Here is a 14,760-nt window from a genome sequence, read left to right on the forward strand (position 1 = left end):
AGCGCCCACACGAATTACTTGGTTAATTTTTTAAAGAGCGTTTGAGCCGTGGCTCAATCAGGAGGCGAATTATACATCGTTTCGCTGCCCTGTCAACCGTTTATTTCGAGAAGCGTTAGAAGCATTTCCTTCCAAACCCCCCAACCTAACCGGCTGGTACTGCTTGATTCGAGAGGCGCATTCTACAGCGTATCCGAACCGTGTCAACCGTTTTCGCGTTCAAAGTTTAAATCACATTCCCTAAACTTTTCAACGCCTTACCCAACAGTTTCCGCTCAATTCCTGCCCCTCTATTCTGGGCTGTCCCTCAAGCGAGATGCGCATTCTACAGACTTCTCGGAACAGGTCAACGGGGAAAGTGAAAAAGATTCCCTATATCTCGGTTTGCCCTTACTTCACTCCAAAACCGCAACCCCCACACAATCAGAAAAGGGGCCGAAGCCCCTTCTTTGTACTCTACCCGCAACTTACTTACACCCCACATTACGCTGGGCGACGGGGTTTTTTACGAAATAAGGCCCGCACTGGCCCTGTCATCGCGTATACCAAAAATGCAGAGAACAAAACCGTGGCGGGATCTAGCGCAATCACCACAAAAATCAGCACCACCAGCAAAATCGCAGCGAATGGCACCCGGCCCCGCATGTCGAGATCTTTAAAGCTCTGGTAAAGCACGTTACTGACCATCAACACGCCAGCACCGGCAACCACGAACAGCGTCAGAGCCGTTAACCAGGCCGATGGCTCGAACGCATGAAAGCACCAGACCATTCCTGCCACCGCAGCTGCTGCCGCAGGGCTTGGCAAACCTACAAAGTACTTCTTGTCGACCGACCCGATCTGCGTGTTAAAGCGAGCCAAGCGCAGAGCCGTTCCGGCCACATAGATAAAGGTGACCGCCCAACCCAGCTTACCCAGGCCATTCAGCGACCAGAAGAACGCCACCAACCCAGGCGCCACACCAAAGGCCACCATATCGGCCAGGGAATCATACTCTTCGCCAAATTTGCTTTGGGTGTTGGTCATGCGCGCTACACGCCCATCTAGCCCATCCAGAATCATAGACACAAAGATGGCGATCGCTGCGTTGTCAAAAATACCGTTGGCAGCAGAGACAATCGCGTAAAAGCCCGAAAATAAAGAGGCTGTAGTGAGCGCATTAGGCAGCAGAAAAATACCTTTATGGCGAACAGGCGCCCCTCCAATCAACTCTTCTTCAATAACCTCTCCCGGCGGGAGCTCGTGAACGTCTTCCGAACCTTGACCGGCAGAAGCGCGCACATCTGGCTTGTTGGCCGGATTGGATTCGGCAGATTTCTTTTCGTCAGTCATTCCAATTACTCCGGAAAGTATTTGGCCGCAGTATATACGAAAAACGCGGCCACACGGGCCGCGTCTTACAAAACCAAAAGCCTGGACTTTTAGTTTTTGTCTTTATCTACGATCTTGTTGGCAGAGATCCACGGCATCATACCGCGCAGCTTTTCGCCAGTCTGCTCAATAGGATGGGCAGCGTTAGTACGACGTGCAGCAGTCATGGACGGGTAGTTGAGAGCACCTTCCGAGATGAACATCTTGGCATATTCGCCGCTCTGGATGCGCTTCAATGCGTTGCGCATGGCCGCACGCGATTCCGCGTTGATGATTTCCGGTCCTGTCACATACTCGCCATACTCTGCATTGTTAGAGATGGAGTAGTTCATGTTGGCAATGCCGCCTTCGTACATCAGGTCGACAATCAGCTTGAGCTCGTGCAGACACTCGAAATAGGCCATTTCAGGCGCATAACCCGCTTCGGTCAGGGTCTCAAAACCGGCTTTTACCAGCTCAACCGCACCACCACACAGAACCGCCTGTTCACCGAACAGATCGGTTTCAGTTTCGTCTTTGAACGTAGTTTCGATAATCCCGGTACGGCCGCCGCCTATGCCGCTGGCGTAAGACAGCGCCAGGTTTTTAGCGTTACCGGATGCGTCTTGGTAAATAGCGATCAAGTCGGGAATACCACCGCCTTTGACAAACTCGGTACGTACTGTGTGGCCTGGCGCCTTAGGAGCGATCATGATCACGTCCAGATCTTTACGGGGAACGACCTGGTTGTAGTGAATGGCGAAACCATGGGCAAAGGCCAGAGTGGCACCCTGCTTCAGATTCGGCTCAACTTCGTCGCGGTAAAGCTGTGACTGGAACTCGTCCGGGGTCAAAACCATCACCACATCGGCGGCTGCAACGGCTGAGGGTACATCAGCCGTTTTCAGACCATAGGCTTCTGCTTTGGCAATAGACGACGAACCGGCGCGCAAACCAACCGTTACGTCGACACCGGAATCTTTCAGGTTGCAGGCATGGGCATGCCCTTGAGAACCAAAACCAATAATGGCTACTTTTTTACCCTGAATGATCGAAAGATCGCAATCCTTATCGTAATAAACCTGCATGACTAACCTCTATTGTTTGAGCGGCCCTGAAGGCCTGCGTTCTTCGTTATGAATTCTTTAAAATCAATAGCCGTGAAAACCGATAACCTTAAAGGCTGAGCACTTTTTCACCGCGAGCAATACCGGATACACCGCTACGAACTACCTCCAGAACACCGGTTGCACCGATGGCCTGAATAAAGCCATCCAGCTTGGCACTGTCACCCGCCAGTTGCACGGTATACACCGAGCTGGTGACGTCAACGATCTGACCACGGAAGATGTCTACGGTGCGTTTGATTTCGGCGCGCTGGGAGCCCGTTGCTTTCAGCTTCACCAGCATGAGCTCACGCTCGATATGAGCACCCTCGGTGAGGTCAACCAGCTTGATCACTTCAATCAACTTGTTCAACTGCTTGGTAATCTGCTCAATCACCCGCTCGGAACCCGTAGTCGTTACCGTCAAACGCGACATTGTCGGGTCTTCGGTGGGCGCAACCGTCAGGGTTTCAATGTTGTAGTTGCGCTGTGAAAACAGACCCACTACCCGCGACAGCGCACCCGGCTCGTTTTCCAACAAAACAGAAATGATTCGACGCATGATTACACCTTCTCCGTTTTGCTGAGCCACATATCTTTCATTGAGCCACGGGCCACATGCATCGGGTAGACGTGCTCAGAAGGGTCTACGTAAATGTCCACGAACACCAGCTTGTCTTTCATGGCCAGTGCTTTTTTGAGCATGGGTTCCAGGTCTTCCTTGCGCGTAATCTTCATACCCTCGTGGCCATAGGCCTCCGCAAGTTTGACGAAGTCCGGCAAGGAGTCCATGTAAGAATGCGAGTGGCGAGCCCCGTAATTCATATCCTGCCACTGTTTGACCATACCCAGAGCCTGATTATTCAGGTTGATGATCTTCACCGGCAAGTTGTATTGCTTGCAGGTCGACAGCTCCTGAATGTTCATCTGGATACTGCCTTCGCCGGTGATACAGAGCACTTCTTCATCGGGGAAGTTCAGCTTTATGCCCATCGCTGCCGGCAAGCCAAAGCCCATGGTGCCCAGACCACCGGAGCTGATCCAGCGGTTGGGCTTGTCAAACTTGTAGTACTGAGCGGCAAACATCTGGTGCTGCCCCACATCGGTGGTGACATAGGCATCGCCATTGGTCAGGCGGTGCAGCATTTCCACCACCTCCTGCGGCTTGATAACGTCATCACTTGTTTCATAGCGCATACCGTGAAAAGCGCGCCATTCGTCGATCTGCTTCCACCAGGATGCCAGCGCATCGGCATCGGGCCTGACCTTGCTTTCCTTGATCAGCGACTGCATTTCTTTCAGCACAGCATCCACCGGCCCAACAATGGGCACATCGGCGCTGATGGTTTTGGAAATCGACGCCGGATCGATGTCAATGTGGATAATGCGGGCGCCAGGGCAGAACTTCTCGGTCGCGTTGGTAACGCGGTCGTCAAAGCGCGCACCGATAGCCAGAATCAGGTCCGCGTGATGCATAACCATGTTGGCTTCGTAGGTGCCGTGCATGCCCAACCAACCAATGTGCTGCTTGTCGCTCGCCGGATAACAACCGATACCCATCAAGGTATTCGTGATGGGATAACCCAGGCCGCGCACCATTTCAGTCAGTTGGCCAGAAGCCTTGCCCAGAACGACACCACCGCCGGCGTAAACAATCGGTCGCTTGGCCGCCAGCAGCATGTCCACTGCTTTTTTGATCTGGCCGGCGTGGCCACGAATGGCGGGATTATAAGACCGCAATTTCGGTTTTTTCGGAAACACATACTCGTAGCGATCGTTAGGCGCGGTCATGTCCTTTGGAATGTCCACAACCACCGGGCCAGGTCGGCCGGTTGTCGCAATGTAGTAGGCCTTGCGAATAATTTCCGGAATTTCGGACGGATGGCGCACGCTGAGGTTGTGCTTCACCACCGGGCGGGAAACACCGATCATGTCGGTTTCCTGGAAGGCATCTTCGCCAATCAGCGTTGATGCTACCTGCCCACACAAAACCACCATCGGAATGGAGTCCATAAAAGCAGTCGCAATACCGGTGATGGTGTTTGTCGCACCGGGCCCCGAGGTAACCAGTACTGTACCCGCTTTGCCAGTAGCACGAGCATAGCCATCAGCCATGTGCACAGCCGCCTGTTCGTGCCTGACCAGAATGTGCTTGACGGCATCCTGCCTGAACAGAGCATCGTATATATGCAGGGCTGCTCCACCCGGATAGCCATAAATGTTCTCTATGCCTTCATCCTGTAACGACCGGATGAGCATATCGGCGCCAGACAATAACTCCACGTTTTCGACCCTCTTCTGCAAATGAGTTAATCGGGGTACCACCCCGGCTACCTGGATATACGGTTGTGTGACTTTTTGTGAAAGCTGAACCGATACTCCATCACGCCCCAATAAACAAAGGTTGTCTCCCGGCCAGCCGCCCTCCTGAGGGTTGCGGAGAACAGCCAGTCAACAGATTGCACGTAAGCAACAACCAAAACCGCAACGATGGGCGGTGTGTCAGGCGCGGTAATAAACGGGGGAAATATGAACGGGATTGCCGGCTACATCCCCTCCCGCCTTCAGGCAATCAGTAATTCTGACAGCGGGAAACTCCCTGTCAATAGCCGCTTTGGCTAAATAGACTGTTACTTATTTGAACCAGGCAAAAGAAAAAAACCAAATGAGCTGGCATGATTGTCTCAATACGCTATGACTAAAGCATAATTGGCCATTCACCGGTTTCCTGCGACAGGTTAACTACAGCGGACGATAAACGATGAAGATGCAACTGAAAACGATGGTTCTGATTCTGGCAATGGCACCAGCCATGGTAAACGCAGCAACGGTGTACAAGTGGACCGACGCAGACGGCGTAACTCACTTTGGCGATCGCCAGCCCACGGGCACTCAGGCTGAACAGATTCGGGTAAGGTCCGGCCAGCCCAGTTCTGCGAACACCCACTCATCGGCCCAGCAACAGCTGAAAGAGATGGAAAAACGCCAGCAAGCTGCCAGCGAAGAATCTAGCGAAATCGATGCTGCGGCTACCCGCCAGGCACAACGCAAAACAAACTGCGACGCGGCGCAACAAAATCTTGAGATAATCAGCAACAACGCCCGTATCCGAATCACCGAGGATGGCGAGCAACGATTCCTGACCCCAGACGAGGTCTCGCAGCAAAAACAGACGTACGAAGACATCGTTGAACAAAACTGCGGTGCTGAAAAAGCACCCTGAACCCACCCGTTACGGGCGGGTTCAGGGCACATTCAATGCCCACTCAATTCACTACAGCCCGACCATCACATATTCGGGGCCTGTCAGGCCTTGCTGAACACCAGCGCGCCCTCTTCAACACGGGTGCGAATGGTATCTCCGGGGCCAAAGTTGCCTTGCAGCAACTGTTGCGCCAAGGGGTTTTCGATCATCCGCTGAATCGCCCGCTTCAGCGGCCTTGCGCCGTAAACCGGGTCGTAACCGACATTGGCAAGCAACTCCATCGCGCTTTCGTCCAGTTCCAGAGCAATGTCCTGCTGCTGCAAGCGCTTGTCGAGAAGCTCGATCTGCACTTTGGCGATGCCGCGGATCTGGTTCGCTGCCAGGGGATGAAACACCACCACTTCGTCTACCCGGTTGATAAACTCGGGGCGAAAATGAGTGCCGACTTCGTCCATCACCAGGGCTTTCATAGCGTCGTAGTTTTCTTCGCCAGCATGCCGCTGGATGATTCCAGAGCCCAGGTTAGACGTCATCACTATAACGGTGTTGCGAAAATCGACGGTGCGGCCTTGGCCGTCGGTCAGACGTCCATCGTCAAGAACCTGCAGCAGAATGTTGAACACATCCGGGTGCGCTTTCTCTACTTCGTCCAGCAAAAGCACGGAATAAGGGCGCCGGCGCACAGCTTCGGTCAGATAACCGCCCTCTTCATAACCCACATAGCCCGGGGGCGCACCGATCAACCTCGCGACGGAATGCTTCTCCATAAACTCCGACATGTCTATGCGCACCATGGCGTCGTCGGTATCAAACAGGAAGGATGCCAGCGCCTTGCACAATTCGGTTTTGCCTACACCGGTGGGGCCGAGGAATAAGAAGGAGCCGTTAGGACGATTGGGGTCCGACAGCCCGGCACGGGAACGACGCACGGCGTTAGCCACCGCTTCTACCGCCTCGTTTTGTCCGATTACCCGCTTGTGCAGGGCCTCTTCCATCCGCATCAATTTGTCGCGCTCGCCCTCAAGCATTTTCGACACCGGAATGCCGGTCCACTTTGAGACGATTTCAGCAATTTCTTCCTCGGTCACCCGGTTGCGCAGCAGGGTCATTTCCATCATCTCGGCTTGGCTTGCCATATCCAGCTGGCGCTCAAGCTCAGGAATGCGGCCATACTGCAATTCGGACATTCGGCCAAGGTCACTGGTCCGCCGGGCACTCTCCAATTCGGTTCGCGCTTGTTCAAGCTCGCTTTTGATCTTCTGCGAGCCGTGTAAAGCGGCCTTTTCGGCGTTCCAAACTTCTTCCAAATCGGCGTATTCGCGTTCCAGCCCGTCAATCACGCTGGAGAGTTCTTCCAGGCGTTTCTTCGATGCCGGGTCAGTCTCTTTTTTCAGCGCTTCGCGCTCGATTTTCAGCTGAATCAGGCGGCGTTCCAGGCGGTCCAGCGGTTCAGGCTTGGAGTCCATTTCCATACGAATCTGGCTTCCAGCCTCGTCCACCAGATCAATGGCTTTGTCCGGCAGTTTACGGTCGGCAATGTAACGACTCGACAGTTTGGCGGCGGCGATAATGGCACTGTCGGTTATTTCAACACCGTGGTGAACTTCGTAGCGTTCTTTCAGGCCACGCAGTATCGCAATGGTGTCTTCCTCACTGGGTTCGTCTACCAGAATCTTTTGAAACCGGCGCTCAAGGGCAGCGTCTTTTTCAATGTGTTCCCGGTACTCATCCAGAGTGGTCGCGCCCACGCAGTGAAGTTCACCGCGGGCCAGCGCCGGTTTCAACATATTGCCGGCATCCATCGAACCTTCGGCCTTACCGGCACCCACCATGGTGTGGATTTCGTCAATAAACAGGATAATCTGACCTTCCTGTTTTGTCAGTTCTTTCAACACAGCTTTCAGGCGTTCTTCGAACTCACCGCGAAATTTGGCACCGGCAATCAACGAACCCATATCCAAAGACAATACGCGCTTGTTTTTCAGGCCCTCGGGTACTTCGCCATTCACAATACGCTGGGCAAGGCCTTCCACAATGGCGGTTTTACCCACGCCAGGATCACCAATCAATACCGGATTGTTCTTGCGACGGCGCTGCAGTACCTGAATGGTGCGGCGGATCTCGTCGTCACGGCCAATCACCGGGTCAAGCTTGCCAGACTCGGCCATTTCGGTCAGGTCGATGGTGTATTTATCCAATGCCTGGCGATTTTCTTCAGCGCCGGCGTCGTCAACGGATTCGCCACCGCGAGCGTTTTCGATGGCTTTTCCCAGCGCAACCTTGTCTACGCCTTGTTCACGCAGCACCCGCCCCAAGCCACCGCGATCTTCCAGCGCCGCCAGCAACATCAGTTCGCTAGAGACAAACTGGTCTTTACGCTTTTGCGCAAGTTTGTCGGCGATGTTAAATAGGCGGCCCATGTCGTTGGACATGGCAACGTCGCCGGCGCTGCCTTTCACTTCGGGCAGGCTCTCGATTTCTTTAATGACCGCTTGGCGGATGCGAGTGGGCTCGCCACCAGCCTGTTTCAGCAGCGGTTTAATGGAACTGGCATCTTGGTCTAACAAGGCCTGCATCAAGTGCAATGGCTCTATAAAATTGTGGTCTTTGCCAACAGCGAGGGATTGGGCATCGGCCAGAGCGCTTTGCAGGCGGCTGGTTAGCTTGTCGATTCTCATGAGGGGCTCTCCGGTTCTTTGTGCGATGGGCCGGTATCGGCCTATTGAATCTGCTTTGTTACTTAATGTAGGGGCTAATAGGCAGACTTCAAGTTAGTAACCGATTGGAGTGTCAGAAAATTGACGGGGATCAGTTACGACTAGCATTTAAAACAGCTGATGCTTTAATGAAAAGCTATCAGGGTAGCCATCCGACCGGTTTGGCCGTCGCGGCGGTAGGAATAGAAGCGCTGGGTGTCGCTAACGGTGCACAGGCCGCCACCATCTATCGAGCTAACGCCCGCTTGTTGCAGACGCTGCTTTGCCAGTCGGTAAATGTCGGCCATATAGTGGCCGGGGCGTGCGCCCTGGCTTGCGAACGCGCTGGATGCTTGCGGGCTGTGGTTAATAAACGCCTGGCGTACTTCTGGCCCTACTTCGAACTGGTCGGCGCCGATGGCGGGGCCGAGCCAGGCCATCAGATTTTCGGCGGGTTCGGCCATTGCTGCGATCAAGTTTTCTAACACGCCACCGCACAGGCTCCGCCAGCCGGCGTGGGCAGCACCGACTATCGTTCCTTGGCGGTTGCAGAGTATGACCGGCAGACAGTCGGCGGTAAGAATGGCGCATACCACGCCGGGTTCGCGGGTGTAACTGGCGTCGGCGGGCGGAAGTTGGCTTAGGTTCTGGGCCGTTACTTCGACAACAACGGTTCCGTGCACCTGATTTAACCAGGCGAAACGTTGCGCCGACAAGCCAAGATGATCCGCCAATCGTTGACGGTTCGTGGCTACGTGCTGAGGGCGGTCGTTAACGTGACCGCCCACATTCAGTTGATCCCAAGGCGCCGCGCTAACGCCGCCCTGGCGGGTGCTGCTAAACGCTTGCACGCTGGCCGGAGCTGACCAGACAGGCGCTATTAACTGCAGATCAGAATTCATCGCTTTCCATATCTTTTACGTGCTTGCGCAGCGCTGCCAGCAGCAACTGAAAATCCTCTGGCAAGGGCACATCCCAACTCATTGTTTCGCCAGTTTGCGGGTGCTCCAGAGTCAGCTGACGTGCGTGCAGAGCCTGGCGGTGGAAGCCAGACAACACTTCGCGCAATTCTTCGGTGGTGCCTTTAGGCAAACGCAGGCGCCCGCCGTAGACAGGGTCGCCCACCAACGGGTGCTTTACGTGGGTCAGGTGCACACGAATCTGGTGGGTACGTCCGCTTTCCAGTTTACAGCGCACATGAGTGTGGGCCGCAAAACGCTCAATCACGCGGTAATGCGTAACGGCCGGCTTGCCGGACTTCACCACCGCCATCCTTTTGCGTTCGGTAGGGTGGCGCCCGATTGGGGCATCCACAGTCGCGCCGCCGGTCAGGGTGCCTACCACAACAGCTTCGTATTCACGGCCCATGGTGCGGGTTTGCAGCTGGTTTACCAGCGAGGTGTGGGCAATCAGGCTACGAGCCACCACCATAACGCCGGAGGTGTCTTTATCCAGGCGGTGCACAATGCCAGCCCGTGGCAAGTTTTCTACTTCTGGAGCTATATTCAGTATCGCGTTCACCAGGGTACCGTCGGCATGGCCAGCCGCCGGGTGCACCACCAAACCGGCTGGCTTGTTGATGATCAGTATGTGCTCGTCTTCATAAACAACATCCAGGGTGATGGCTTCTGCCTGCCAGGTCACCTGCGCTTCCGGTTCGGCGTCTAACTCGATCTTGTCACCCAGCATCACTTTATCGCGGGGTCTGCACTGACCGCCGTTCACAGTCAGGGCGCCGCTTTTTACCCAGGATTGCAGGCGCGAGCGCGAGTGCTCGGGCATTAGCTCTGCGGCGGCCTGGTCCAGGCGTTTGTCGCTCAGTTTGGGTGGTATTACAAAACTGGCGATAATTCGGTTTTCAGCTGACATTAAGCCCCCAGGGCCTGGTTGTGTTACGTTTGGCTTATATTACGACAAACAGCCGGGCTTCTGTTGTGCTTCTACTGCACATCCAGTGCCTTCCCCGTTACAATGGCGGCTCTTTGAACTTTTCGACATTATACGGGATTCCGGCATGAGATCAGTTGTCCGTTTATGGGTAGTGTCCGTAGTGGTTGTGCTACTCAGCGCCTGCGCCACAAATAAGCAAGAGCAGGTATTACCCGAGCAAACCTATTACGAGAACGCCCGCAGCGCCATGAATTCGGGCAATTTCAACGAAGCGGAAACCAATCTGGATGCTCTGGAAACCTACTATCCGTTTGGCCGCTACGCCGAGCAAGCCCAGCTTGACCTGATTTTTGCACGCTACCAAAATCTTGATCTGGAAGGCGCCCGCGCCGCGGCGGATCGCTTTCTGCGACTGAATCCGCAAAGCGAACACGGCGACTACGCTCTGTATATGCGTGGTCTGGCCTCTTACAACCTGGACATTGGACTGGCCGCGCGCTACTTCCCGATAGAAGCCAACGCCCGTGCCCCAGGCGAACAGTTGCAGGCGTTCCGCGACTTTTCCGAGTTGCTCAACCGCTACCCCGACAGCCTGTACGCCGCCGATGCCCGCCAGCGGATGATTGCGGTGCGCAACCGTATGGCCGAGCTGGAACTTCACGCGGCCCGCTATTACATCACGCGGGAAGCCTACATTGCAGCCAATAACCGCGCCCGCTATGTGGTGGAGAATTACCCCAGCTCACCGGTGGTGGAAGAAGCCATCATTATTCTGGCGGAAACATTTCGCTTTATGGACATAAAAAAAGGCAGCCAAGACGCCGTTGCGCTGCTGCGGACAAACTTCCCGGACAGCAAAGCGTTTAACCAGAGCGGGGAATTTGAGCCCGATATTCTGCGCAAGCAGAACCGCTCCCTTGCCAACGTGATCACCTTTGGCTTGATGGGCGACGAATAACGTCGCTGTTCGCAAGCTGCTGAACCGGGGGGCCATTAACGGCCCCCGTTCTTTCATACCCCGCTTTTCCAGCCGTTGGTAATGGGATAACGGCGGTCTTTACCGAAGCCCCGCTCTGAAACCCGCACACCGATTGGCGCCTGCCGGCGCTTGTATTCATTGATATCCACCAGGCGAATCACCCGTTCTACATCCGCGCGGTCAAAGCCTGCAGCGATAATCACCTCGGCGCTTTCATCCTGTTCGACATAGCGTTGCAGAATCGCGTCCAGAACGTCATAACCCGGCAGGTTGTCTTCATCTTTCTGGTCTGGCGCCAGCTCAGCCGACGGCGGCCGCGTAATCACCCGCTCGGGTATAACCGGCGCCACCGTATTGCGGTAACGCGACAGCTCGACCACCTGGGTTTTGGCAACATCTTTGAGCACATCAAAGCCGCCAGCCATATCGCCATAAAGAGTCGAGTAGCCGACCGCCATCTCGCTTTTGTTGCCCGTAGTCAGCACCAAAGAGCCGAATTTGTTCGACAGCGACATCAGCAAAACACCCCGCAGGCGAGCCTGAAGATTCTGCTCTGTGGTGTCCACAGTGGTGCCGATAAAGGGCTCGGCCAAGGTTGCCATAAAAGCATCGTACATGGGCTCGATTGAGAACACATCGTAGTGCACGCCCATCGTGCTGGCTTGGGCCTCTGCGTCTTGCAGGCTGATATCCGCAGTATAGCGAAACGGCATCATCACCGCACGCACCTGCTCCTTGCCCAGCGCGTCTACCGCTATGGCCAACGTCAGCGCAGAATCGATACCTCCTGACAAACCCAGTACCACAGACTTAAAGCCATTTTTCCCCACATAATCCCGAACACCCATCACCAACGCTTGATAAACCGCCGCACCTGCGGGCAGCGGCTGTGGTAATGGTTGAGTAACCGGCTGGCAGGTTTCTCCACACTCAAAGTCTACAACGAACAGGCCCTGTTCAAATTGCGGCGCTTCTGCGGCAATCTCGCCTTTGCCGTCGGCTACCAGCGAGCCACCATCAAACACCAGCTCGTCCTGAGCGCCAACCAGGTTGACGTACACAATGGCAACGCCAGCGGCTTTTGCTTTGCGTTGAACCAATGCTTTACGCCGCAGCTGTTTGCCTTGGGAGTAAGGCGACGCGTTCAAATTCAGTACCAGTTTTGCGCCGGCTGCGGCGGCCGTCTCAACCGGACCCTCGGCCCACAAGTCTTCACACACCGTAATGCCGACATCGACGCCCCGCAAACTGACCACCAATGGTTCAAACCCACTGGCGAAATAGCGTTTCTCATCAAAAACCTGGTAGTTGGGCGGGCACTGTTTGAAATAACGATGGCCAATCTTGCCATTTTCCATCACCAGCGCAGCATTATAGAGTTTGCCGTTTTCACGCACCGGCGCACCAAACACCACAACCGGCGCCAACCCTGCGCCGCAGATTTCATCGATTGCCGCTTGTACGCGGATGTCCAGGCTTGGCCGAAGCAGCAAATCCTCCGGCGGATAGCCTGTTAGCGCCAACTCGGGGAATACCACAATGTCAGCCTGGTGATGGTCATCGGCCTGCCTTACCGCTGCAATAATCCGTTGGGCGTTGCCGGGTATGTCACCGACCAAAAAATCCTGTTGAACCATCACCACGCGCAAAGGGCCCGGTGTTTGTGGGGATCGGGGCTGATCCGCTGTTAACGACATAGGTCGGCTCCTGTTACTGATGCCTTAAAAAGGGCTATTATAAACGCGCTGCCGCGCCAAGTCTGCGGCAGCGCCCTTATAGCACCACCACTACCGGCAGCTAAAGGTTGCTTTCACCGGGTATATGGCACTACTTATGACAGCGTCTTCCACGCCGCCCACGCTCTCCAATCCGTCAACACTTTCCACAACGACGGCGCTCGCAGCCAGCGCTGGCGACTTGCTGAGCACACGCCAGCGCGGCGAACTGTTTCGGGTCTATAACTACTATCGTCTGGTGCTGGGTATATTGCTTATCGGGCTACTGCTGGTGGATACCACCAGTTTTGACGGTCGATTCCGCCAACTGGACTACTTTCAGGCGGGCGTAATCGCCTATCTGGCCGTAAACGCGTTTATAGCGGTGTTAATGATTACCGGTTTCCAGCCCAGTGAGCGCAACATCAGCGTCTCCATTTTGCTGGATATACTGATCATTCATGGCCTGCTGGTCAGCAGTTCCGGCATCACCAATGGCATGGCAAACCTGGTGATCGTATCAGTCGCCGCCGGCAACATCATGACACCGGGGCGCATGGGTACATTTTACGCTGCTTTAGCCACTCTCAGTTCACTGGCCATTGCACTTTGGGCGATGCTGGAACAGGGCAAAAGCGCCGATGACGTGGTGCGGGCCGGGTCATTGGGTATTGTTTATTTTGTGACCGCCGCCGCTTTGCAATACATTGCCATCCGCCTGCGCCGCAGCGAAACTCTTGCCAACAGCCGTGCCCAAAGTCTTGCCGAGCTGGAGCAGATCAATCAGCAAATCATTCAGCGCATGCGCACCGGTATACTGGTGCTAGACCGTGAAGGCCAGGTTCGCCTGATGAACGCCGCTGCCAGCGAAATGCTGGCGGGGTATACAGTTTCTGCGCAGCGAGCAGAGGCCGGACAAACAACTGGCGCGCACCTTCTGCCCGCAAACCTACTAGCCGGATTCAAAAGCTGGCTGCTGCATCCGCAACTAAGCATCGCACCCTTTCAGCCCTCAAGCACGTCCTCACCCATACAAGCTACGTTTGCCCACCTGGACCAAAACACCGGCGAACTAGTGTTGATGTTTCTGGAAGACATCAGCCGCGTAACCCAGCAGGCGCAACAAATGAAGCTCGCCTCACTGGGCCAGTTAACGGCCAGCATCGCCCATGAAATTCGCAACCCGTTGGGGGCCATCAGCCACGCCGCACAACTTTTGGACGAGTCGCCGAATATGGATACGGCCGACCAAAAGATGCTGGCGATTATTCATCGCCACTCAAAACGTGTGAACGCCATTATAGAGAATGTGCTGGGTGTGTCCCGCCGTGAAACCTCAGCCGCCGAGCCGATTAACCTGCAGCCCTGGCTAGAACAGTTTCGTGACGATTTTCTGCAAACCCACAGTCAACATGAACCCGTGCTAATCCGCCTTCAGGTTCAGCCAGGCGTTCAGCCCACTGCGCGTTTCGACACCAGCCAGCTGGAACAAATTCTGATCAACCTATGCGACAATGGCTTACGCTACAGTGAATTGCATTGTGGCAAGGCTAAAATAGAAATAGTCACCGGAATCGCCGCCGACGGCGCCCGCGCCTACATTGATATCAAGGATTACGGCCCGGGCATTGCCAAAGAAAACACGTCGTCTGTATTCGAACCGTTTTTTACAACCGACAAAAATGGCACCGGACTGGGCCTCTATCTGGCAAAAGAATTGTGTGAGGCGAATCAGGCTCACCTGTCGCTGATTAACACCGAACAGCCAGGGTGCTGCTTTCGCATTATGTTCGCCCATCCCGGGCGTATAATCTAAAGG

At 54.9% G+C, this 14,760-nt stretch carries 11 protein-coding genes; 3 read left to right on the top strand and 8 right to left on the bottom strand.

Annotated elements, in window-relative coordinates; all coding sequences use genetic code 11:
- Window positions 1–483: 483 nt before the first annotated feature.
- The 4 genes from pssA to MIH18_RS08395 all read right to left on the bottom strand — a co-directional run bounded on the left by pssA (window position 484) and on the right by MIH18_RS08395 (window position 4,739).
- The gene (pssA, locus tag MIH18_RS08380; RefSeq protein ID WP_249007695.1) at window positions 484–1,332 is read right to left on the bottom strand and encodes a CDP-diacylglycerol--serine O-phosphatidyltransferase; all 849 of its coding nucleotides are present in this window, start codon (window positions 1,330–1,332) and stop codon (window positions 484–486) included.
- An 89-nt stretch (window positions 1,333–1,421) separates the two neighbouring features.
- Entirely contained in the window at window positions 1,422–2,438 is a 1,017-nt protein-coding gene (gene ilvC / locus MIH18_RS08385) for a ketol-acid reductoisomerase (RefSeq protein ID WP_249007694.1), read from the bottom strand.
- Between the two features lie 88 nt (window positions 2,439–2,526).
- Window positions 2,527–3,018, bottom strand: a complete 492-nt coding sequence (gene ilvN, locus MIH18_RS08390; protein ID WP_007350353.1) for an acetolactate synthase small subunit — start codon at window positions 3,016–3,018, stop codon at window positions 2,527–2,529.
- Between the two features lie 2 nt (window positions 3,019–3,020).
- Window positions 3,021–4,739: an acetolactate synthase 3 large subunit gene (locus tag MIH18_RS08395; RefSeq protein WP_249014295.1), complete on the bottom strand. Its 1,719-nt coding sequence runs from the start codon at window positions 4,737–4,739 to the stop codon at window positions 3,021–3,023.
- A 478-nt stretch (window positions 4,740–5,217) separates the two neighbouring features.
- Here MIH18_RS08395 and MIH18_RS08400 point away from each other — a divergent pair, with 478 nt between their 5' ends.
- Complete coding sequence (locus MIH18_RS08400; RefSeq protein WP_249014296.1) at window positions 5,218–5,679, top strand: DUF4124 domain-containing protein; 462 nt, start codon at window positions 5,218–5,220, stop codon at window positions 5,677–5,679.
- 83 nt (window positions 5,680–5,762) lie between these two features.
- On the opposite strand, the gene clpB is transcribed toward MIH18_RS08400, so the two are convergent.
- From clpB to rluD, 3 genes are all read right to left on the bottom strand, one after another.
- On the bottom strand, window positions 5,763–8,339 hold the full coding sequence (clpB, locus tag MIH18_RS08405) for an ATP-dependent chaperone ClpB (RefSeq protein WP_249014297.1): 2,577 nt from the start codon (window positions 8,337–8,339) through the stop codon (window positions 5,763–5,765).
- A gap of 164 nt (window positions 8,340–8,503) precedes the next feature.
- Window positions 8,504–9,259: a peptidoglycan editing factor PgeF gene (gene pgeF, locus MIH18_RS08410; RefSeq protein WP_249014298.1), complete on the bottom strand. Its 756-nt coding sequence runs from the start codon at window positions 9,257–9,259 to the stop codon at window positions 8,504–8,506.
- The gene (gene rluD / locus MIH18_RS08415) at window positions 9,249–10,226 is read right to left on the bottom strand and encodes a 23S rRNA pseudouridine(1911/1915/1917) synthase RluD (protein ID WP_249014299.1); all 978 of its coding nucleotides are present in this window, start codon (window positions 10,224–10,226) and stop codon (window positions 9,249–9,251) included. The genes pgeF and rluD overlap by 11 nt, the downstream gene beginning before the upstream one ends.
- Window positions 10,227–10,371: 145 nt before the next feature.
- Between rluD and MIH18_RS08420 the strand changes: the two genes are divergently transcribed.
- Complete coding sequence (locus tag MIH18_RS08420) at window positions 10,372–11,205, top strand: outer membrane protein assembly factor BamD (RefSeq protein ID WP_249014300.1); 834 nt, start codon at window positions 10,372–10,374, stop codon at window positions 11,203–11,205.
- Between the two features lie 53 nt (window positions 11,206–11,258).
- Here MIH18_RS08420 and MIH18_RS08425 read toward each other — a convergent pair whose 3' ends face one another.
- Window positions 11,259–12,923 carry an NAD+ synthase gene (locus MIH18_RS08425; protein ID WP_249007686.1) on the bottom strand — a complete coding sequence of 555 codons (1,665 nt, stop codon included), beginning with the start codon at window positions 12,921–12,923 and terminating at the stop codon, window positions 11,259–11,261.
- 136 nt (window positions 12,924–13,059) lie between these two features.
- Here MIH18_RS08425 and MIH18_RS08430 point away from each other — a divergent pair, with 136 nt between their 5' ends.
- The gene (locus tag MIH18_RS08430) at window positions 13,060–14,757 is read left to right on the top strand and encodes an ATP-binding protein (protein WP_249014301.1); all 1,698 of its coding nucleotides are present in this window, start codon (window positions 13,060–13,062) and stop codon (window positions 14,755–14,757) included.
- The last annotated feature ends 3 nt before the right edge of the window (window positions 14,758–14,760 follow it).

Source organism: Marinobacter sp. M3C, from assembly GCF_023311895.1.
In the GTDB taxonomy this organism is placed as follows: Bacteria; Pseudomonadota; Gammaproteobacteria; order Pseudomonadales; family Oleiphilaceae; genus Marinobacter.